This window comes from Pseudovibrio exalbescens (assembly GCF_028737195.1).
GTDB lineage: Bacteria > Pseudomonadota > Alphaproteobacteria > Rhizobiales > Stappiaceae > Pseudovibrio > Pseudovibrio zosterae.
Genome location: NZ_JAQZAJ010000002.1, coordinates 612408 through 631244, shown reverse-complemented (window position 1 = coordinate 631244; position 18837 = coordinate 612408). Strand labels below are relative to the sequence as shown.

The window sequence follows — 18837 nt, the reverse complement described above, 5'->3', positions numbered from 1 at the left end:
GGTATCAACTTAAAGCAAAATCGAGTGCGGCTTGCGCGTGAAGCACCGTGGTGTCGAACGCGCGAAGATTGAGGTGGTGCTGCGACAGCAGAAGACCAACCTCCGTACAGCCAAAAATGACAGAATCTGCGCCCTGTTGTTCGGCTTCTGCGACCACACCAAGATAAGCCTGACGCGAGGCGTCAGAGACAATGCCCCGGCACAGCTCCTCGTAGATGATGGTGTGGACCAAATCTCGCCCAGCTTGGTCGGGCACCATGGGCTGCAGATCGAAGTGGGTTTCCAAACGCCCACGATAGAACGCCTGCTCCATGGTGTAGCGGGTGGCCAACAGCAAAGGGCGCTTGCAGCCCGCCTCAGACAAAGCCGCTCCGGTTGCCTCTGCAATATGGATCAAGGGAATTGAGAGGGCGGCCTGAACATCATCGGCCATCTTGTGCATGGTGTTGGTGCAAATGACGAGGCCTTCTGCCCCGCCGTCTTCCAGCCGCTTGGCGGCATCCACCATCATTGCGGTGGCCGCGGCCCAATCACCTGAGGCCTGATGGGCCTCGATTTCGGCAAAGTCGAAGGACCAGAGCAGCAGACGGGCGGAGTGAAGGCCGCCGAGGCGCTCTCGTGTCATTCGGTTGAGCAGTTGGTAGTAGGTGACAGTGCTTTCCCAGCTCATGCCACCCAGAAGACCAAGCGTTTTCATAGGGATGCCTGTGACGTGATTTCCTGAACAGAACGGAGATCATGTCACAGGACAGGGCCGCAGAAAAGCCTGATGCAAGGTCGAAACCAACCAAAATGGGTTGCCGTAAACCGCGCTTACGGCACGAGGCACTCGCCCTCTTCGCCTTCGGCGGCCTCACAGCATTTCCACTCGGAGTACTCGCCACACGTGTCCTCGCCCACGGTGCGGCGCACACACAGCTTGTTGGTTTCAAAGGTACGGCGCTCATCAGAATCCATCTGGCCAAGGGTCTCGATGGTTCCCTCCGGCGCATTGGGGCCAACAACCACCTGAATTTCGCAGATGCTTCGCTGCAGGTTCATTACGGTGATGTTGGCGTGGCTGGCGGATGCGGCAACGATCAGGGCAGTGCAGAAAGTTGCGGATGCTAGAAGGGACTTGAGCATGGGGCCTCCGGTTTGGATGCGCTTCTGATGGCGCGAATTGGCACGCAGTCCAATCTACCCTGCTCCTGTTAACGAGTGCTGAGAGGGACCATTCGAAATGAATTGAATGATCCCAGCTCCTCTTAGGGTTACTCGCCGTCCCAGCTTTTGAGCACGGGCACCCGGTCGAGACCAAGTGTCGATACCGCGCGGGCGGCAATTTGCGTGTACATGCTCTCTAACGACTCTGGCATGGAATAGAACGGAGGTACGGGCGGGCAGATGATGCCGCCCATGCGCGTGACCTTTTCCATGGCTTCAATGTGGCCCAGGTGAAGCGGGGCTTCACGGGTGACCAGCACCAAAGGCCTGCGCTCCTTGAGGGTTACATCCGCTGCACGGGTGAGCAGACTGTCCCCCAAGCCATAAGCAACCGCCGACAAGGTGCGCATGGAACACGGCACGATGATCATGCCATTGCCCGGCGAAGAACCGCTGGCCATGGGAGCCATCATCTGGTCCGCATCATAAGAGGCTCTGGCGTGCTCTTTGAGACGCTCCACACCTTCCTCGCCAAGCTCATGCCTGATCGTCAGGTCTGCGCCTTTACTGATCACAAGGCGCGAATCCACGCCCATGCTCTCCAAGATCTTGAGCGTTTCAAGCGCTAAAACGGCGCCGGACGCGCCGGTGACCCCCACTACAATTCTACGGGCCAAGTTATTCTCTCCCTTTTTTTACGCCCGGCAGGCCGTCAGGGAACAATTCGTCCCAACGTTTCTCCACCGCCCGGGCCATTTCTTCTGGCATGATGATACGCTGTGCCCAGTCACGCGTTGTCTCAGTGCCAATCTTTTTTGTGGCATCAATGCCAAGTTTTCCGCCTAATCCTTCGAGCGGCGATGAAAAATCGAGGGTGTCTACTGCAGTGCGGTCAATAACGGTCAGATCGCGGGATGGATCCATGCGCGTTGCCACTGCCCACATGACATCGCTCCAGCTGCGGCAGTCGATGTCCTCATCTACCGTGATGATCATCTTGGTCATGGTGAACTGTGGCAGCAAGGACCACATGCCCATCATCACCCGCTTGGCCTGACCGGCGTAGCTCTTTTTGATCTTGAGCACCGCAATGCGATAGGACGCCGCTTCCGGCGGCAGCCACAGATCCACGACCTCCGGCAGCTGTTGCTTCAAAAGGGGCAGGAACACATCGTTCATGGTTTCGGATAGGACGGCGGGTTCATCTGGCGCGCGCCCTGTGAAGGTGCTCATGTAAACTGCGTCCTTTCGCGCTCGGATCTTGGTGATGGTGTAGAGCGGAAACTCTTCGGATTCATTGTAATAGCCGGTGTGATCGCCAAACGGACCTTCAGGGGCTGTCTCTGTTGCCGCTGCAAAGCCTTCGATCACAACTTCACTGCTGGCCGGAACGTGCAGCGGGATGGTGCTGCAGGGCACCAGCTCGGGGCGCTTGCCAGACAGAAGGCCTGCAATGGTGAGTTCCGTAACATCGGAAGGTGTCGGCAAGACGGCTGCAAGGATTGTTGCAGGGTCTGCGCCGATGACTGTGGCAACCGGCATGGGCTCGCCGCGTTCCGCCCACAAACGATGGTGGGCCGCGCCGCCGCGCATGGCGAGCCAGCGCAGGATGGCATTGTCTCCATCAATCACCTGAACACGGTAGATGCCGAGATTGTAGGTTGACGGATCATCCTCTCCCGGTGGACGGGTGATGACGATGCCCCACGTGATCAGCGGTCCTGCATCGTCCGGCCAGCAGGTCTGCACAGGCAGTTCTTCCAGATCCAGCGGCAGATCATGAAGCTGCCGGGACGGGCCGACCTTCTTCGGCCGTGAAGCAAGGGCAGCCTTTGCAACGGGCAGAGCATCCCACATGCCGCGCAGCCCCTTGGGCGGCTTAGGCGACCGCAGGAAAGCCATCAGCTCGCCCAGCGCCGAGAGGTCTTCCGGCATGCATCCGAGCCCGGCGGCGACGCGTTCCTTGGTGCCAAACACGTTGGTGACCAGCGGAAGCGAAGGGCGAGCACCGTTCACGGCGACCGGGCTGGTGAACTTGAGCACGGGCCCGCCCTGCTCGATTACACGGCGATGGATTTCGGTTGCCTCAACATTCAAAGAAACGTCGGGGGTGACGGTGCACACCTGACCTTGTTCTTCAAAGTGACGCAGAAAAGCTCCGAGCGTGTCGAAGGGGGGCTTGGTGCGTTTGTACATACATGATCCGGGCCGCTGTGCAACTGTGCGGCAATTTTGACTTTTATTAGTCTCAATAGATGCCAGATGACGTACCGGTCCTTGACTTCCATCAATGAAGGTAATCACAACCGCTTTTACGGATGGAGGGCTTAAGGAGGCCCTCTTCATGACACTTCAGCCTGAACGCGGCATGTTTCCGCCAATCCTGCAACGCGCGCTGCGATTTGTGCCGCCGCCTCCGTTGGGATTTGTGCTCACCCGTGCGGTGAGAAGATTGGCGCATCAGCGCCCGGATCTTTTCGACCGACTGGACGCGTACCGCCACGCCCACTTCATTATCAACCCAATTGACCTGCCCCATGTGTTTCGACTGATTCCAAATGGCGAACATGCGAGCGTGGAAATGCTGCCCCGCAAGGATATGCCTGAAGGCACGGCACGCATTTCCGGACCGCTGATCGTTCTGCTGGGACTGGTGGACGGTACCTATGACGGTGACGCTGTGTTCTTTACGCGCGATCTGGTGATCGATGGCGACACGGACGCGGTACTGGCCCTGCGCAACACCATGGAAGAAGCAGACCTGACCCCCGCAGAACTGTTGGGTTTCAAGGGCGAGGTGCGAAAGCATCTGGACGCCACGGCGGATAAGACCTTTGCCAAAATGCGCGCATACCTGAACGCACCACAGGCAAGCACCTAAGAACAGAAAACCATAACCTTTCTCGGGCCCCATCATTTAAGGACCAGATCCATGTCATTGGAAACCACGCAGGACTCTCATCTTCTGGAGCTTGTATGCCCGGCCGGGACGCCAGCGGCGTTGAAAGCGGCTGCTGAAGCGGGCGCGCACAGCATCTATTGCGGGTTCCGCAATGAGACCAATGCGCGTAATTTTCCCGGTCTCAATTTCTCCGAAAAAGAACTGAACGCGGGCGTTAAAACCGCTGCCCGCCATGGCGCCAATGTGCTGGTTGCCGTGAACACATTTGCCCGCGCAGGCGACACCGAGCTATGGACCCGCGCAGTGGACGCTGTGGCCGCCTCTGGCGCGCACGCCATGATTGTTGCGGATCTGGCAGTGCTGGACTACGCGGCAACCCACCACCCGAACCTGCGGCTGCACCTTTCTGTGCAGGCAGCTGCAGCGACGCCTGAGTCCGTCAATTTTTATGCTGAAACCTTTGGCGTTCAGCGTGTGGTCCTGCCACGGGTAATGTCCGTGGAAGAGATTGTGCGCCTCAACAAGGAAATTGACACAGAGACGGAAGTGTTCGTGTTCGGCGGCCTCTGCGTGATGACAGAGGGACGCTGCTCGCTGTCCTCCTACGCCACGGGCAAATCGCCAAACCTGACAGGTGTGTGCTCTCCTCCGGGCGACGTGGACTATCAAGAAAATGGCGGCACGCTGTCGGCACGCCTGGGCGGCTTTACCATCGACTGCTTTACACAAGGCGAGACGGCCGGTTACCCAACCTTGTGCAAGGGCCGCTTCCAAGCGGAAGGGGAAACAAGCTACCTCTTTGAAGACCCGGTGAGCCTGAATGCGGCGAGCTTGTTGCCGAAGCTGCACAAAGCCGGGGTGACTGCCATCAAGATTGAAGGCCGCCAACGGGGCAAGGCCTACATCTCTCAAGTGGTGAAGGCCTTCCGCACAGCCGTGGACGGTCTTCGGGAAGGCAAGACTTCCGAAGAAGAAGTTTCCGCAATGCTGGCCTCCATGACCGAAGGTGGCCGCGAAACAACTGGCGCATACAAGAAAATCTGGCGGTAAGACCCATGAGCACTGTTGAACTATCCCTCGGCCCCAACTTCTTCAATTGGCCCAATGAGCAACTGGTCGACTTTTATGCCCGTATTGCGGATGAAGCTCAGATTGAGCGCGTTTATGTGGGTGAAGTGATCTGCGGCAAGCGCATGCCGTTTTCTGACAAGGTGTTTCCGGAAATCATCGAGCGTTTGCAGGCTGCAGGCAAGACCGTTGTGGTTTCCACGCTGGCGCTGCCTGTCACCGTGCGTGATCGCAAGTCGATTGTGGAACTGTGTGAGTGGGACGGCCTTGTTGAAGTAAACGACTTTGCGGGCGTTGCAAAGCGCAAGGGCAAACCGTTTGCAGCGGGGCCATTCCTGAACGTTTACAATGAAGGCGCTGCACAAACACTGGTAAACATGGGCATGGAAAGCGTATGCCCGCCGGTGGAGCTGCCGATGACGTCCATAGAAACGATCGCCAAGGCTGTGCCGGATCTGGATATGGAGCTGTTTGCATTTGGTCGATTGCCACTGGCGGTTTCCGGACGTTGCTACCACGCCCGCGCCCACAAGCTGCACAAGGACAGTTGCCAGTTCATCTGCGACCGTGACCCTGACGGCATGGATGTGACCACTCTTGATGACGAGAATTTTTTGGCTGCCAACGGCATTCAGACCTTGTCAAACACCGTGCATGCCACGGCCCTGACCAAGGATGAACTGATCGAGAAGGGCGTAAAACGCCTGCGCCTGTCCCCGCATTCGCTGGACATGGTGGCCGTGATCAACATCTTCCGCGACTTGGCTGAGGGGCGGATTGACGGCGAAGAATGCGCTGCACGTCTGCGCGCATTGCCGCTGCCAGGGCAGCTGGCAAACGGCTATCTTACCGGCAAGCCGGGTCACCTGTGGCTGGTCGATTAAAGTGAGTTGAGAGCAACGCCGGGGTTATGCCTCGGCGTTTTCCTTTGGCAGCTCAATGCCTGCGATGATCTGCATGATGCGAGCGCACTCGTTTTCCAGATGCGCCTGATGACGCTCGAATGCGAGCTCACCATGCCCGAACCGGATAGCCTCGAAAATTTCGATGTGCTCGGCGGTAGACGCGGTCTTACTGGCCGGGTCGCGCAACAGGGCAATACGGGCACGATGGCTTTGGTCCCACAACTGGGTGAGAACAGCACTCATGCGGTTATGCCCGCTGAGGGAAACGATGTTTTCGTGGAATTTTCTGTCTGCTGCCGCCCAGATGTCCATCTGGTTTTGAGCTGTGGCCAGCTCCATCATTTCAAGGGCATCTTCAAGCGGCTTGATGTGGCTGGGGAAATGGTCTCCCTGCGCCAAAGCGCGGGCCGCTATGGGCTCCAGCGCTGCAATCATCTGATAAATCTCGCGAATATCTTCTCTCGAAAGATCCAGAACCTGCATGCCATGGCGCGGGCGAAGCTGAATAAGCCCGTCCTTTTCTAACAAAAGCATGGCTTCACGAACTGGCGTGCGGCTCATTTTCAAAAAGTCAGCCGCTTCTTGCTCAAGCATACGCTGATTGGGCGCGAACTTCCCTTTCAGGATCGCATCCTTCAAACGCGTATAGGCAAGAAATACATTGGAGCTTAGGGCTGGCATGATTATGCATGAACTCGGATTGGTTTTGCGTTTAAGCAATATACGACATGCATGTTTACCTGCAGATCGTCTAAACCCGTAGCGAGACGCGGCACACTATAAGTAATTCAGCCCAGACTAAAATAAGTTTCTCAGATCTATATTTTTCTCATCCCGGCCTCAGCCCCCAGTCACCTAGCGCCTTCAACAAGTTATCTGGATTTTGCGCTTTGATCAGGGTGACACCGGCGTCAACCAAGCTCTGCCAGATCACACGTGCATGCTGTAAATCCAGCACGCTGAAGTTTGCCGCGCATTTTGTCACATCAACACTGAGGCGGGCCTGTTTGGCGCGGGTTATGAAGAGCGCTTTGTTCAACTCTTCAAAACTTTTGAAGTCTACTTCGTGAGCAGGAACATGCAGTTGGCGCATATTCGGCTCGGTGGTGAGCACTTCCAGTGGCGTTTCGATGATGACTGCCACGCTGTGGAAGAACGGCTCTTTCACCAGAGCGGCGAGCGGGCAGCGAGCTGACAAGCGCACCTGAAGGATGGTTTGCTGCGCTGCGCCATGGTCATGCAGCTGCGCGGCAATGGCGGCGTAGTCCTGAAGGCCTGCGTCCTGCAACTTCAGACAAAGGAGGGTTGTCTCGCCCAGCTTGTCCAGAATGTCTTCCAGAACAAGTGCCTGGGTGCCCTGGCCCAAACGCCAGTCCAGCCCGTCATGTCGGCCAAGGCTGATTTCCAACCCATCGGCATTTGAAGCAAGAGCCGCGTCCAGATCTTCTTCGAGAGTAGGCACAGCCGGGTCCACCTGAGCAAAGACAAGCACGCCGCCGTCCTTGTAGCTTCTGAAGCGATGCCACAACCTTTCGGCACGACACGACTTTACAGCGGAAAACGCGTTCATGCGGAACCTCTCCCAAGTTACGCCAGGAACTCCCGATCAGGGCGCCGAGCCGTTGCCAGCCCCCTCTGATTCCTTGGTAACTTTAGGGGAGTTATTGCCAGTAGATCAATGCCAGATAGATAGAGAGATAGCGTGCGGCCTTACCAATGCTGACCAATACAAGGAACTGCAGCAGCGGGACACGGAGCGCGCCCGCGACAACAGTGAGCGGATCACCCACCACCGGTGCCCATGAAAACAACAGGGATGCCTTGCCGTAGGCAGCGAACCAGCCCACCGCCTTGTCGTAGTGCTGCTGCGAGACCGGAAACCAGCGCCTGCCAATGAACTGCATGAGAAAGCCGCCGCAGTACCAATTGAACAGGGAGCCCAGCACGTTGCCTGTTGTGGCCGCGATCAGCAACAGCACGGGATCGGACTTGCCGATCAGGACAAGCGCTGCCAACGCGGCTTCGGACGAGCCGGGCAACAGGGTTGCAGAGAGGAACGAGGTGGTGAACAGGCCAAAGTACAGCCCAAGGTCTGCGAGCATTCAGGTTTCCGTTCAAGGACCGAAAGCGCGATGACTAGCACAGCCCGGGCGATTGAAGGTCTGAAATCGCCGTGAACGAGGGATCTTTCACAAGAACCGTCGGTCTTGTGGCACAGCGAAAGCCCCAGCTATCGTTTCCGGGGCTTTCACTTGGAGGATCACATCTGGCGGTCCGGCTACATGGCGCCGGTGAGCCAGAGTGACAGGGATGGCACGGCAATCAACAGCAAGAGGCGCACGATATCTGAAAGCCAGAACGGCAGAACGCCCTTGAAGATGGTGGCCAGCGGCACATCCCGCAGCACATTGCGCAGAACGAACACGTTGAGCCCCACGGGCGGTGAGATGAGGCTGATCTCCGTGACGACGACCACGATGACAGCGAACCAGATGAGCACGGCCTCCGGATCGCTCAAGGCTTCAACGCCAAAGTCCAGTTCCATGATGAGCGGGTAGAACACCGGTACGGTGAGCAAGATCATAGAAAGGCTTTCCAGCACACAACCGAGCGCAATGTAGATGAGCACAATCGCGAAGATGACCATGTAGGCGTTCAGCTCAAGATCCAGCACCCATTCGGCTAGATAATCTGGCAGGCCTGCGAAGTTCACAAAGTTGGAGAAGACTTCCGCCCCGATGATGATGACGAAGATCATCGCCGTGGTGCGCGCGCTCTCCAGCCCGGCACTGAACAGACGCTCTTTCGTGAGGCCGCCCATGCCCAGCGCAATGAAGAACGCTGCGCCCGCGCCAATGCCGGCAGCTTCTGTCGGCGTGAAGAACCCGCCATAGATGCCGGTCATGATGAGGATGAAAAGCCCCAGAACCGCAAGAACGCCGTACTTTTCCTTGGTGCTGAAAGGCTCGTTGTTTTCAGCCTTGGGGGCAAGTTCAGGTTTGATGAGCGTGGCGATGTAAACGGCGGCGATGTAGAGCAGCACACCGAGAATGCCGGGAATGACGCCCGCAATGAACAGCTTGCCAATATCGGACTCTGTCAAGAGGCCGTAGATGATCATGATGACACTGGGCGGGATCAGGATGCCCAGTGTTCCCCCGGCAGCAATGGAACCCGCTGCGAGACTGTCCGCATAGCCATACTTGCGCATGGACGGCATGGCGACCTTGGACATGGTGGCCGCTGTTGCCAGCGAAGACCCGCAGACCGCGCTGAAGCCGCCACATGCCACGACCGAAGCCATGGCCAGACCGCCACGGGCACCGCCGAGCAGGTGGTTTGCCGCTGCATAAAGACCATGACTGACACCGGAAATGGTGAGCAGATTGCCCATGAGGATGAACAGGGGCACCACCGAGAGCGAGTAGGACAAGCCGGTTTCAAACCCGATGGAGCTGATCATGGCCCACGTGGCATCCCATCCGCGCATGCTGGCAAACCCGAAGGCGCCTACGGCGATCATGGCAAAGGCTATGGGCACCCGAAGAAAGATCAGGGTCAGGAGGGCGGCAAAGCCGATGAGAGATTCAAACATGGATCAGTACCCTCTGCGCAGCGCAGTAAGGAGGTGTTGCAGGGCATAAAGGCCGCTCAGCAGCGCGCAGACAGCGGCAAACCAGGCCAGCGGCGCAAAAGGAATATTGAGGGCGTTGGTGATTGTGCCGTCCTCTGCCAATTGCTCGGCGTGATGGGCCAGACGCCAAGCGAGAACGCCCAACACAATGGTCGACACGGCAGCGGATGTGAAACGCATGACACCCTGCATGACAGGCGGCACCATGCCGTAGATCAAATCCACCTCCACATGCTCCTTGGCCTGTGTTGTGAGCGGCAGCGCAGCGAAAACCAGCGCACAGAGCAGAAGCTGGGTGATTTCAAATGCACCGCGCAGCGGGGCATTGAACCAATAGCGACCAACTACATCCACGAGGGTGAGCGACGTCAAGCAGATGAGCAGGAGAACACAGCAAAGCCCCAACAGATTGAGGAGCAGTTGGGAGACAGAGCGCGCAGAAAGCGCGCTCCGACCGTTTGCTGTGGCGCGGGTCACTGAGCCACTCCGGTCATCTCACGCATCTTCGTGAGGGCGGCAGCGCCATCATAACCGTCTTCGGAAACGGCTTCCGCCCAAGCGGCCTCATAACCGGCGGCCTTTTCACGGATAGCAGTGACCATGCCCTCAGGAGCGTCGTAGATTTCAATGCCTGCTGCATTGATCTCTTCGATGGCCTTGGCGTCAGCATCGTTCCATGCCTGCCCGACCATTTCAGCAAAGGCTTCCCCGGAAATGGCTTCAATGGCAGCCTGATCTTCCGGCGACAGCTCGGCCCACTTGTCGTCGTTCATGACGAGGAACCAAGTGGTGTTGTAGATTCCGCCGGGCACCTTCATGGAGTATTTCACGTGATCCAGAAGCTTGAACGCGGTGAGCGCTTCATAGGTGAAGGTGACGCCGTCGATGATGCCGCGAGACAGCTTCTCATAGACTTCGCCGGAAGACATGAAGATGCTGTTGGAGCCCATGTCGCCCATGAGGTCTGCGATGTAGCCACCAGGGACGCGGATCTTCAGACCTTCCAGATCAGATGGCTGCTCGATCTTGCGCACGTTGTTGTGCAGAACGCCGGGGCCATGAACGAACAGGCCAAGCAGCTTGGTGCCTTCATGCTCTTTCTGAGCTTCAAGATCGCCCGCGTAGACTGTCCAGAACGCCTTGGAACCGGACACAGCATCATCCCCAATGAAGGAGAACTGGCCTATGCGCGAACGCTCAAAGCGATTGTCCTTGGTGAAGGAGTGCAGGCCATAGGTGATGTCGGCGATGCCATCGACTGCCATGTCGTAGTGGGCTGGGGGCGCGCCTGCTGGCTTGGCCAGAACGCGAACGCTCACGCGGCCATCAGTTACTTCTTTCACCTGCTTGGCCCAAGGCTTGATGGCATTGACCACGATTGGGTGCTTTGGTGGCAGCCAGGAAGACAGCACCAGACGGGTTTCTGCGGAAGCGGAGCTGGACAGGGCAAATGGTGCCAGCATGCCAGCGAGCGCAAATGCGGCGGCGGTTTTCTTGAAGAACATGTTTTCTCCTCCCATTGAACAGCGGCGCAAGCGGCCAAACTGAAGTGCCCTTTGCGGGCAGGTGAAGGACGGCGTTCCCGGCACCGCCCTTGCGTGAACGGGCTTTAGTCGCCGCTCAGTTCTTTTTTATGCATCCAGTCTGCATGCTTTGGCGCACGCTTGGTCTGGCTCCACTCTTCCAGCATGTCCCACTTCACTGCATCCAGCTTGGCGAGCATTTCTTCTTCTTTTGGATCCGGACAGGCCAGCTCAATGCGGTGACCATTGGGATCGAAGAAATAGATGCTGTGGAAGATGGAGTGGTCCGTGACGCCGAGAACTTCGATGCCGTTGTTCTCAAGGTTTTCCTTGAACTGAAGCAGGGTGTCGCGGTCTTTCACTTTGAAGGCGATGTGCTGCACCCAAATCGGGGTGTTGGGATCGCGGCCCATTTCCGGCTTGGTTGGCAGCTCGAAGAACGCCAGCACGTTGCCCTGCCCTGCATCGAGGAAGATGTGCATGTAAGGGTCCGGCTCATGTGTGGAAGGGACCTTGTCCTCCGCAATGGCCAGCATGAAATCCATGTTGAGGTTTTTGGTGTACCACTCCACGGTTTCCTTCGCGTCCTTACAGCGGTACGCAACGTGGTGGATGTGCTCGATTTTCATAGGTTCGTCTCCCTTGTCTCGTCACCCTGTCGGAACGCGGTGGTCCGATGGTTGATCAGGCATCACTGGCAAGCTTGAAAGCTTCGCGCAGGACGTCGCGGTCGCCAATGTGGTTGGCGAGTATCAGGATCAGCTTGGCGTTAAGGGCCTGGCTTTCCTCCATGGACTTCTCGGCATGCAAGGCCAGCAGCTCCTCGTAGAAGCCGTCGGGATCCTTGATGTTCGCCTTTGTATTTAGCGTAGCCATCACAAATCTCTCCCTCAGTGACCAATGGCGCGCAGCAGCGCCTGTTCGACTTCCGCCGCATTGTAGGTCTCCCAACGTGCTGCTACGTGCTGGTCCGGGCGCATAAGATAGACCGCCGTTGGCGCCTCACCCAGATAGCGGTTCGCAAGTGCAGAACCGGGCTCTGCGTTGTAGGCCAACCGCGTTATCTGGAGGCCGCCAAACTCGGCCACTTCCGGCACATCGGTATTGACAGCCAGCAGTTGGAAGCCGTTGCCGAGCTGGTCCATGAGCCAATCATTTTCTACCGGTGCATCGCTTGCCGGCGCGCCCGGACGGGACCGCTCGGGCATGTCCGGATGATCCGGGCCGTTCAATGAGGAGCCATCGTAGATGCTTGGCAGGGACAAGCGGCCTGAGTTGACCAGCGGACGGGCAAAGGCTGCGTGCTCGGAAAGGTCCAGCACCGCATCGCGGAACACGCGGCTCATATCGGACTTGGGTGTGATGAAGTCCGTTGAACGCGAGGAGTTCAGAATGTTCTCATCCGCTGCGAAGGTACGCTCCTGATCGTAGCTGTCGAGCAGGCTTTCCGGTGCCTTGCCATCAATGACCAGCTTCAGCTTCCAGCACAGATTGTCAGTGTCTTGCAGGCCGCTGTTGGCCCCGCGTGCCCCGAACGGGGAAACCTGATGGGCGCTGTCGCCCGCGAAGATGACTGAGCCGTGGCGAAACTGTTCCATGCGGCGGCACTGGAAGGTGTAGATGGACACCCACTCCAGCTCGAACTCCACCTCATCGCCGAGCATGGCCTTGAGGCGCGGAATGACGTTTTCCGGCTTCTGCTCTTCTTCCTTGTCGATGTCCCAGCCAAGCTGGAGATCGATGCGCCAAACGTTGTCGGGCTGTTTGTGAAGCAGAGCGGACTGCCCCTTGTTGAAGGGCGGGTCAAACCAGAACCAGCGTTCTGTCGGGAAGTCCGCATTCATGACCACATCGGCGATGAGAAAGTTGTCCTCAAAGACGCGGCCACGGAAGTCCAGATCCAGCATCTGACGCACTGGCGAACTTGCGCCATCACAAGCGATGACCCAATCAGCTTCAACCGTATAAGCACCCTCAGGTGTTTCCAGGGTCACCAGCGCATAGCCGTCTTTCTGCTCTACTTGCGTGACCTTGTTGTTGCCGCGAATTTCAATGGGCTTGCCTTCGGCCTTGAGCGCCTGCACGCGCTCAACCAGATACTCTTCCAGATAGTATTGCTGAAGGTTGATGAAGGCTGGCCGCTTGTGGCCATCCTCTGGCAGCAAATCGAACTGGTAGACCTGACGCTCATCAAAAAACACCTTGCCGATGTTCCACTGCACGCCCTTGTCCACGAACTTGTCACCGCACTGCATGCGGTCCAGAATCTCCAGCGGGCGCTTGGCATAGCAAACGGCGCGGGACCCCCAACTGACCTTGTCGTTGTCATCCACCACCACAACAGGCACGTCCTGCATGGCCAGATCAATGGCGGCGGCAAGACCAATTGGCCCTGCGCCGACAACAACGACCTTATGGCGTACAGGAGCAGCTGCATCCTGATCCGCAGAGCGGACATAAGGGTAAAGTGGCACTTCAAAAATCTTGGTCATGATTGCTGCCTCCCAACAGCGCTCATCGCGTTAGCCCTGAAGCTGTGCCCACATCTCGCGGTCCCGTTCTGCGGTCCAGATGCGCGGTGTGTCGATGCCGCGCGCTTCATCGAAAGCACGGGCCACATTGAACGGCAGGCAATGCTCGTAGATTGCGTAGTCCTTGAACTTGGGATCGCATTCGGCGCGGCAGGCGTCCCATGCTTCCTTCAAGGTGCCCCCACGGGCCGCAATGCGCTCGATCGGGCGGTAAGTGCTCTCAACAAAGTCACGTGTGTTCTCGATGGCTGCGTTCACCATCTTCTCACCAACCAGCGCATCACCGCGACCGGGCGCGATGGCGTCCGGGTTGAAGGACTTGATGGCGTCCAGCGTGTTGCCCCAGTCCTTGAAGTGGCCATCGCCGCAGTAGCACGCGGAGTGGTACTCAACGATATCCCCGGTAAACATGACGCCTTCGTCCGGCACCCACGCCACAATGTCGCCAGCGGTGTGCGCACGACCCAGATGCATGAGTTCCACACGGCGGCTGCCCATGTTGATGGTCATGCGATCCTTGAAGGTCATGGTGGGCCAGGTGAGGCCCGGAATGCTGTCGGCAGCGTCGAACAGGCGTGGGAAACGACCGTATTCCGAATCCCAGTCTTCCTGACCGCGCTCATAGATCATGGCCTGACACTTTTCTGAGGCAATGATTTCTGAAGCGTTGTAGGCGGACGCGCCGAGCACGCGAACAGCATGGTAATGGCTGAGCGTGACGTACTTGATCGGCTTGTCGGTGACTTCGCGGATCTTGTCGATTACCAGCTGGGCCATGACGGGGGTGGCCTGCGCGTCCATGACCATAACGCTGTCGTCGCCGATGATGACGCCGGTGTTCGGGTCACCTTCCGCAGTGAAGGCGTAAAGGTCGCGACCGATCTCCGTGAAGGAGATGGTCTTTTGTTCCATGTCGCCCGTTGATGCAAATGCTTTTGTCATTTGGTCTCCCTCCCCCTTTAGCGAGGGTCGTAATCAGGTGCTGGCTTGATGGTTCCCACGCATTCGCCAAAGCCAATGCGGTAACCGTCGCCTTGCGCCCAACCTGTTAGAGTGAGTGTGTCGCCATCCTCGATGAAGCGGCGGGATTCGCCGGTTTCCAGCTCAAGAGGCTCTTTGCCGCCCCATGTGAGCTCAAGGAGTGAACCGTATTGGGTCTTCTCAGGTCCGGAGATGGTGCCGGAACCGAGCAGATCACCCGTGTTCATCTTGCAGCCGCTGATGGCATGGTGCGCCAGCTGCTGGGCGGAGGAGTAGTACATGTTGTTGTAATTGGTCTTGGCGATGCGGGTCGCCTTTTCAGCACCTTTCGGCTGCATGAGGACCTCCAGCTCGATATCGTAGAGCATGGGGCCCGGTTCACGCAGGTAAGGCAGCAGCTCTTTTTCACGTGTCGGCGTGGATGTGCGGAACGGCTCAAGTGCGGCCTTGGTGACCACCCAAGGACTGATGGAGGTGGCGAACGCCTTGGCCTGAAACGGCCCGAGCGGCTGATATTCCCAAGCCTGAATGTCGCGCGCCGACCAGTCATTGAGCAGCACATAACCGAAGATCATATCATCGGCTTCCTGCACGGAGATAGGACGCCCCATCTCACTGGGCATGCCAACGACCGCGCCCATCTCAAGCTCAATGTCGAGACGTTCACAGGCCCCAAAGCGCGGCACCTCGTCTGTTGGCGCCTTTTTCTGGCCGAGCGGGCGGGTAATGTCTGTGCCGCTTACGATGACGGTGGATGCGCGGCCATTGTAGCCGATCGGAATGTGGAGCCAGTTCGGTGGCAGCGCGTTTTCCGGACCACGGAACATGGTGCCCACGTTGAACGCATGCTGGCGACCGGCATAAAAGTCGGTGTACTCGCCTACGGTGAACGGCATGTGCATTTGTGCATCTGCCATGGAAACAAGCGCCTTCGTCTTGAGGCCCTCATCGTCCTTGAGCGCGCTGTCGCCGTCTTCCTTCAGCAGCGCAATGAGGCGTTCACGTACCTGATCCCAGGATGTCTTGCCCAAACCCATGAACAGGTTCAAAGCAGGCTGGTCAAACACGTGCTGCGCCCCACCTGCTGAGATCAGCCCAGCCTCTTCCAACAGCGCCAGATCCAAAACAAACTCACCGATCGCAACGCCGCAACGTGGCGCAGAGCCGCCCGTTGAGAAAACGCCGTAGGGCAGGTTTTGGAGAGGAAAGTGGCAGTCACTCTGGTTGGCGCTTTCAACCCAGCTTTTCATGAAGAAACTCGCTCTTGGTTTTTAAAGGGCACCTACGAACTGGCCCTGAACGTAAATCTGCTCATCAGGATAGTTACAAATGAAACTTTGTCAATTACCAACCCGTCAGTGAGATATTAGATATTGGTCTACATTCCGCAGAAGCGGCTGATTTTGGCAAATAATATTGCCGAACGCCTCGGGCGCATCAGCGAAACGTATAAGAATCGACCAAATTGACATTTAGTTTCACTTGTTACTATTATAAGTATCAGATGCGGCGCAGTGCCGTTTGGAACAAGAGAAACGCCGCGCCAAGCGACCGGCACAACAGCTAGGCAACTGACCCCTATGCACGATTTTGACCTTCGCGATTTCTTTCCGTACCGCGTGCGCGTGTTTGCTGCCGCGGTGAGCGCAGCCGTCACCCGCGTTTACACCGAGCGGCATGGGCTTGCGGTTTCAGAGTGGCGCACAATGGCCATTTTGGGCAGCAACCGGGCGCTTTCGGCAACCGAGATTGTCGAGAAATCCAGCATGGACAAGGTGAACGTGTCCCGCGCCGTGCAATCGCTGCGCAAAAAGGGTTTGTTGAAACGCGATATCGATGGGGATGACCGCCGACGCTCTGTGCTTCGACTGACGGAAGAAGGCAACCGCATTTTTCAAGATCTGGTGCCGCTTGTGCGGGAAGTTGAGCAGGAGCTGATTGCTGATCTGACGGAGGAGGAACTCACCCTTCTGGAAGGATTGATGGACCGGGTTCGCAAACGAGCGGATGCGACCATGGCGCTGACAGAACCGAGCGTCTGAGGCATGGCATTTGGGGAGGGAACAATGTCTGAGATCAAGCTTTACGACTACTGGCGTTCGTCGGCCAGCTACCGGGTACGAATCGCGCTCAACCTAAAAGGCCTGCGGTTTGAAACCGAGGAAGTTAACCTTCTGAACAAAGAACAAAATAGTGATGCCTATAAAGCACTCAACCCGCAGGGACTGGTGCCTACTCTTGTGCTCGACGGGCAGCGCTTCACCCAGTCGCTTGCCATTATCGAGTACCTGGAGGAGCAGTATCCCGAACCAAAGCTGATGCCGGAGGATGCACTGGGACGCGCCCGCGTGCGCCAACTCTCCTATGCCATCGCAATGGACATCCATCCCATATGCAACTTAGGCGTCGTACAGAGCATTGTGCACGTAAGTGGCGGTAATGAAACAATAAAAGCTCAGTGGATGAAAGAGAAAATCCGCGGTGGCCTGGTCGCATTCGAAGGCCTGCTGGAGCAGCTGGGCACCACAGGCGCTACGTGTTACGGAGAGACTGTTTCATTAGCCGACATTTGTTTGATGCCTCAAGTTTACAACGCCGACCGTTGGGGCGCGGACCGCAGTGATCTTCCCCGGATCAACACCATTGTTTCAGCCCTTGAACACCATCCTGCCTTCGCAGCCGCCTATCCTAAAAGTAGTTAACTTGAGGAAATGCACCATGGGCGCGATGGTCCCCCTTGATCATTTGGGAACTAGTTGTAAATAGTGGCCTGTTGCGGCACAATATAAGTGCTGATCCATAATAAGAGTATGGGGCAAAAGCTCCCAAATGGTGCATCGTCAGTAGGAATATAGAACCGGGCGACAATGGATCGCCATGACTTACTGATGAGAAGGAGGACGGTGACCTTGAACGCAAGGACGCCCCCTGTGAGCGAGAACGATTTGCCCAGCGAGGGCAGGCCTGTTCGTTGGTTCTATAAGGTAAACGGTGAAAATGTCGGCCCTCTTGAGGAGCCGGAATTTCTGGAGCTCTTGACCTCCGGAAAGCTCAGCCGTTCAACGAAGGTTTGGTCACGTGAACTCGGCCCCGTCTGGCGCCGCGTTTATGAGGTAGATCGCCTCATCGATATGCTGCACGAAGCAGATGAAGAGGCTAAAGCAGAGAAAGAGGCGAACCGCCCCCCGCGGCACGTCGCGCCTTCGCTCGCCTGGATCATGGTGTTTGCCCCGGTCATTTCCGCTCTGGGTGCCTTGATGCTTGGCGGCATCATCCCGGCAGCGGCTGAGGACTTCCGGGTTTACCTGCTGCCAGCCTATTTCCTTATGGCCTACCCTGTTGTCTGCGCGTGTTTCCATCGCATTGACAGCAAGGCCCTGAAAGCGAGCTACGAAGAGAGTGTGAAGGTTGGCATTGTCTTGTTTCTGCTGATCCCACCCGCCTACTTCCTGCTGCGCAAGAACATCGCGAAAAATCAGCACTTCATTTTGCCGCTGCTGTCGTTCGCGGTGTACCCGACACCATTCCTGATCTACTGGGCTGCGTTCTAGAGGCCGCAAGGTCGTTCGGACCGCACCGCAGAACGCGCCCAGTCTCTTGCTTCCTACTCTCCACCCGTAAGATGAAAGCCGTCAGACTTAAGCGATGACGCTTTCAACGAACTGCGCCGCGTGGTCAGCAGCAAGTTGGTCTCACTGGACGCCACACCATCAATCGAGCGAATGCGCTTCAACACATCGTCCAAAATGGTCAATGTCTTGGTGTTGATCTCCAAAATGAGATCCCAATTGCCGTTGGTGGTGTGAACGGCGGAGATTTCCGGCATTGTGTTGAGACGGGCGACGATCTTGTCCATGCCCTTGCCTTCGATCTGCACCGCCATGATGCCACGAACTGGCTGATCGTAAACGTCATTCTTCAAAACGACAGTAAAGCCAAGGATCTCGCCCGATTCTTGCAGCTTTTCCATGCGGCTGCGAACGGTTGCACGCGCAAGCTTTAACTCCATAGCCAGATCGGACACGCTTGCCCGCCCATTTCTACGTAGTAACGCTATCAAGTGGCGATCTATCTCATCCATAATGCGTAAAAAGCCTTATCAATTTGGCAATATTTGCCATCACTGTGATCATTATGATCTCTTTTT

At 57.2% G+C, this 18837-nt stretch carries 22 protein-coding genes; 6 read left to right on the top strand and 16 right to left on the bottom strand.

Annotated features, from left to right (window positions below; all coding sequences use genetic code 11):
- Positions 1-4 precede the first annotated feature (4 nt).
- The 4 genes from PUV47_RS08130 to PUV47_RS08115 all read right to left on the bottom strand — a co-directional run bounded on the left by PUV47_RS08130 (position 5) and on the right by PUV47_RS08115 (position 3342).
- Positions 5-697, bottom strand: a complete 693-nt coding sequence (locus PUV47_RS08130; protein ID WP_274218020.1) for an aspartate/glutamate racemase family protein — start codon at positions 695-697, stop codon at positions 5-7.
- 116 nt (positions 698-813) lie between these two features.
- Positions 814-1125 (bottom strand): hypothetical protein, encoded by a 312-nt coding sequence (locus PUV47_RS08125; RefSeq protein ID WP_274218019.1) that lies wholly within the window; start codon positions 1123-1125, stop codon positions 814-816.
- A 128-nt stretch (positions 1126-1253) separates the two neighbouring features.
- Positions 1254-1823, bottom strand: a complete 570-nt coding sequence (locus tag PUV47_RS08120) for a UbiX family flavin prenyltransferase (protein WP_274218018.1) — start codon at positions 1821-1823, stop codon at positions 1254-1256.
- 1 nt (position 1824) lies between these two features.
- On the bottom strand, positions 1825-3342 hold the full coding sequence (locus tag PUV47_RS08115) for a UbiD family decarboxylase (protein ID WP_274218017.1): 1518 nt from the start codon (positions 3340-3342) through the stop codon (positions 1825-1827).
- 148 nt (positions 3343-3490) lie between these two features.
- On the opposite strand from PUV47_RS08115, the gene ubiT reads away from it, so the two are divergent.
- The 3 genes from ubiT to ubiV are packed head-to-tail and all read left to right on the top strand — an operon-like array spanning position 3491 to position 6000.
- On the top strand, positions 3491-4027 hold the full coding sequence (gene ubiT, locus PUV47_RS08110; protein WP_274218016.1) for a ubiquinone anaerobic biosynthesis accessory factor UbiT: 537 nt from the start codon (positions 3491-3493) through the stop codon (positions 4025-4027).
- 51 nt (positions 4028-4078) lie between these two features.
- A complete protein-coding gene (ubiU, locus tag PUV47_RS08105; RefSeq protein ID WP_274218015.1) occupies positions 4079-5098 on the top strand; it encodes a ubiquinone anaerobic biosynthesis protein UbiU in 1020 nt (339 codons plus the stop codon).
- Positions 5099-5103: 5 nt separating this feature from the next.
- Positions 5104-6000 carry a ubiquinone anaerobic biosynthesis protein UbiV gene (ubiV, locus tag PUV47_RS08100; protein ID WP_274218014.1) on the top strand — a complete coding sequence of 299 codons (897 nt, stop codon included), beginning with the start codon at positions 5104-5106 and terminating at the stop codon, positions 5998-6000.
- Between the two features lie 24 nt (positions 6001-6024).
- Here ubiV and PUV47_RS08095 read toward each other — a convergent pair whose 3' ends face one another.
- From PUV47_RS08095 to fahA, 11 genes are all read right to left on the bottom strand, one after another.
- Entirely contained in the window at positions 6025-6702 is a 678-nt protein-coding gene (locus tag PUV47_RS08095) for a GntR family transcriptional regulator (protein WP_274218013.1), read from the bottom strand.
- A gap of 148 nt (positions 6703-6850) precedes the next feature.
- The gene (locus PUV47_RS08090) at positions 6851-7591 is read right to left on the bottom strand and encodes a hypothetical protein (RefSeq protein WP_274218012.1); all 741 of its coding nucleotides are present in this window, start codon (positions 7589-7591) and stop codon (positions 6851-6853) included.
- 91 nt (positions 7592-7682) lie between these two features.
- A complete protein-coding gene (locus tag PUV47_RS08085) occupies positions 7683-8123 on the bottom strand; it encodes a YqaA family protein (RefSeq protein ID WP_274218011.1) in 441 nt (146 codons plus the stop codon).
- Positions 8124-8299: 176 nt separating this feature from the next.
- Positions 8300-9616, bottom strand: a complete 1317-nt coding sequence (locus PUV47_RS08080) for a TRAP transporter large permease (protein WP_274218010.1) — start codon at positions 9614-9616, stop codon at positions 8300-8302.
- Positions 9617-9619: 3 nt separating this feature from the next.
- The gene (locus PUV47_RS08075; RefSeq protein ID WP_274218009.1) at positions 9620-10132 is read right to left on the bottom strand and encodes a TRAP transporter small permease; all 513 of its coding nucleotides are present in this window, start codon (positions 10130-10132) and stop codon (positions 9620-9622) included.
- Positions 10129-11160, bottom strand: coding sequence for a TRAP transporter substrate-binding protein (locus PUV47_RS08070; RefSeq protein ID WP_274218008.1), 1032 nt, complete (start codon positions 11158-11160; stop codon positions 10129-10131). Before PUV47_RS08070 ends, PUV47_RS08075 begins: the two co-directional genes overlap by 4 nt.
- A 104-nt stretch (positions 11161-11264) precedes the next feature.
- Entirely contained in the window at positions 11265-11807 is a 543-nt protein-coding gene (locus tag PUV47_RS08065; RefSeq protein ID WP_274218007.1) for a VOC family protein, read from the bottom strand.
- A gap of 55 nt (positions 11808-11862) precedes the next feature.
- Positions 11863-12054, bottom strand: a complete 192-nt coding sequence (locus tag PUV47_RS08060; RefSeq protein WP_274218006.1) for a DUF2783 domain-containing protein — start codon at positions 12052-12054, stop codon at positions 11863-11865.
- A gap of 14 nt (positions 12055-12068) precedes the next feature.
- Entirely contained in the window at positions 12069-13670 is a 1602-nt protein-coding gene (locus tag PUV47_RS08055) for an FAD-dependent oxidoreductase (protein WP_274218005.1), read from the bottom strand.
- A 30-nt stretch (positions 13671-13700) separates the two neighbouring features.
- Entirely contained in the window at positions 13701-14651 is a 951-nt protein-coding gene (locus tag PUV47_RS08050; RefSeq protein WP_274218004.1) for an MBL fold metallo-hydrolase, read from the bottom strand.
- A 17-nt stretch (positions 14652-14668) separates the two neighbouring features.
- On the bottom strand, positions 14669-15940 hold the full coding sequence (fahA, locus tag PUV47_RS08045) for a fumarylacetoacetase (RefSeq protein ID WP_274218003.1): 1272 nt from the start codon (positions 15938-15940) through the stop codon (positions 14669-14671).
- Between the two features lie 330 nt (positions 15941-16270).
- Between fahA and PUV47_RS08040 the strand changes: the two genes are divergently transcribed.
- The 3 genes from PUV47_RS08040 (at position 16271) to PUV47_RS08030 (ending at position 18241) form a co-directional block, all read left to right on the top strand.
- A complete protein-coding gene (locus tag PUV47_RS08040) occupies positions 16271-16732 on the top strand; it encodes a MarR family winged helix-turn-helix transcriptional regulator (RefSeq protein WP_274218002.1) in 462 nt (153 codons plus the stop codon).
- A 24-nt stretch (positions 16733-16756) separates the two neighbouring features.
- Positions 16757-17392: a maleylacetoacetate isomerase gene (gene maiA / locus PUV47_RS08035; RefSeq protein WP_274218001.1), complete on the top strand. Its 636-nt coding sequence runs from the start codon at positions 16757-16759 to the stop codon at positions 17390-17392.
- A gap of 228 nt (positions 17393-17620) precedes the next feature.
- Positions 17621-18241 carry a GYF domain-containing protein gene (locus tag PUV47_RS08030; protein WP_274218000.1) on the top strand — a complete coding sequence of 207 codons (621 nt, stop codon included), beginning with the start codon at positions 17621-17623 and terminating at the stop codon, positions 18239-18241.
- A 53-nt stretch (positions 18242-18294) separates the two neighbouring features.
- Here PUV47_RS08030 and PUV47_RS08025 read toward each other — a convergent pair whose 3' ends face one another.
- Positions 18295-18771 (bottom strand): Lrp/AsnC family transcriptional regulator, encoded by a 477-nt coding sequence (locus PUV47_RS08025; RefSeq protein ID WP_274217999.1) that lies wholly within the window; start codon positions 18769-18771, stop codon positions 18295-18297.
- Between the last annotated feature and the right edge of the window lie 66 nt (positions 18772-18837).

Excerpts from the sequence above, each read along its gene's own strand:
- PUV47_RS08130 (WP_274218020.1), bottom strand. The coding sequence starts at position 697 with ATGAAAACGCTTGGTCTTCTGGGTGGCATGAGCTGGGAAAGCACTGTC.
- PUV47_RS08125 (WP_274218019.1), bottom strand. The coding sequence starts at position 1,125 with ATGCTCAAGTCCCTTCTAGCATCCGCAACTTTCTGCACTGCCCTGATC.
- PUV47_RS08115 (WP_274218017.1), bottom strand. The coding sequence starts at position 3,342 with ATGTACAAACGCACCAAGCCCCCCTTCGACACGCTCGGAGCTTTTCTG.
- ubiT (WP_274218016.1), top strand. The coding sequence starts at position 3,491 with ATGACACTTCAGCCTGAACGCGGCATGTTTCCGCCAATCCTGCAACGC.
- ubiU (WP_274218015.1), top strand. The coding sequence starts at position 4,079 with ATGTCATTGGAAACCACGCAGGACTCTCATCTTCTGGAGCTTGTATGC.
- ubiV (WP_274218014.1), top strand. The coding sequence starts at position 5,104 with ATGAGCACTGTTGAACTATCCCTCGGCCCCAACTTCTTCAATTGGCCC.
- PUV47_RS08095 (WP_274218013.1), bottom strand. The coding sequence starts at position 6,702 with ATGCCAGCCCTAAGCTCCAATGTATTTCTTGCCTATACGCGTTTGAAG.
- PUV47_RS08090 (WP_274218012.1), bottom strand. The coding sequence starts at position 7,591 with ATGAACGCGTTTTCCGCTGTAAAGTCGTGTCGTGCCGAAAGGTTGTGG.
- PUV47_RS08085 (WP_274218011.1), bottom strand. The coding sequence starts at position 8,123 with ATGCTCGCAGACCTTGGGCTGTACTTTGGCCTGTTCACCACCTCGTTC.
- PUV47_RS08080 (WP_274218010.1), bottom strand. The coding sequence starts at position 9,616 with ATGTTTGAATCTCTCATCGGCTTTGCCGCCCTCCTGACCCTGATCTTT.
- PUV47_RS08070 (WP_274218008.1), bottom strand. The coding sequence starts at position 11,160 with ATGTTCTTCAAGAAAACCGCCGCCGCATTTGCGCTCGCTGGCATGCTG.
- PUV47_RS08065 (WP_274218007.1), bottom strand. The coding sequence starts at position 11,807 with ATGAAAATCGAGCACATCCACCACGTTGCGTACCGCTGTAAGGACGCG.
- PUV47_RS08060 (WP_274218006.1), bottom strand. The coding sequence starts at position 12,054 with ATGGCTACGCTAAATACAAAGGCGAACATCAAGGATCCCGACGGCTTC.
- PUV47_RS08055 (WP_274218005.1), bottom strand. The coding sequence starts at position 13,670 with ATGACCAAGATTTTTGAAGTGCCACTTTACCCTTATGTCCGCTCTGCG.
- PUV47_RS08050 (WP_274218004.1), bottom strand. The coding sequence starts at position 14,651 with ATGACAAAAGCATTTGCATCAACGGGCGACATGGAACAAAAGACCATC.
- fahA (WP_274218003.1), bottom strand. The coding sequence starts at position 15,940 with ATGAAAAGCTGGGTTGAAAGCGCCAACCAGAGTGACTGCCACTTTCCT.
- PUV47_RS08040 (WP_274218002.1), top strand. The coding sequence starts at position 16,271 with ATGCACGATTTTGACCTTCGCGATTTCTTTCCGTACCGCGTGCGCGTG.
- maiA (WP_274218001.1), top strand. The coding sequence starts at position 16,757 with ATGTCTGAGATCAAGCTTTACGACTACTGGCGTTCGTCGGCCAGCTAC.
- PUV47_RS08025 (WP_274217999.1), bottom strand. The coding sequence starts at position 18,771 with ATGGATGAGATAGATCGCCACTTGATAGCGTTACTACGTAGAAATGGG.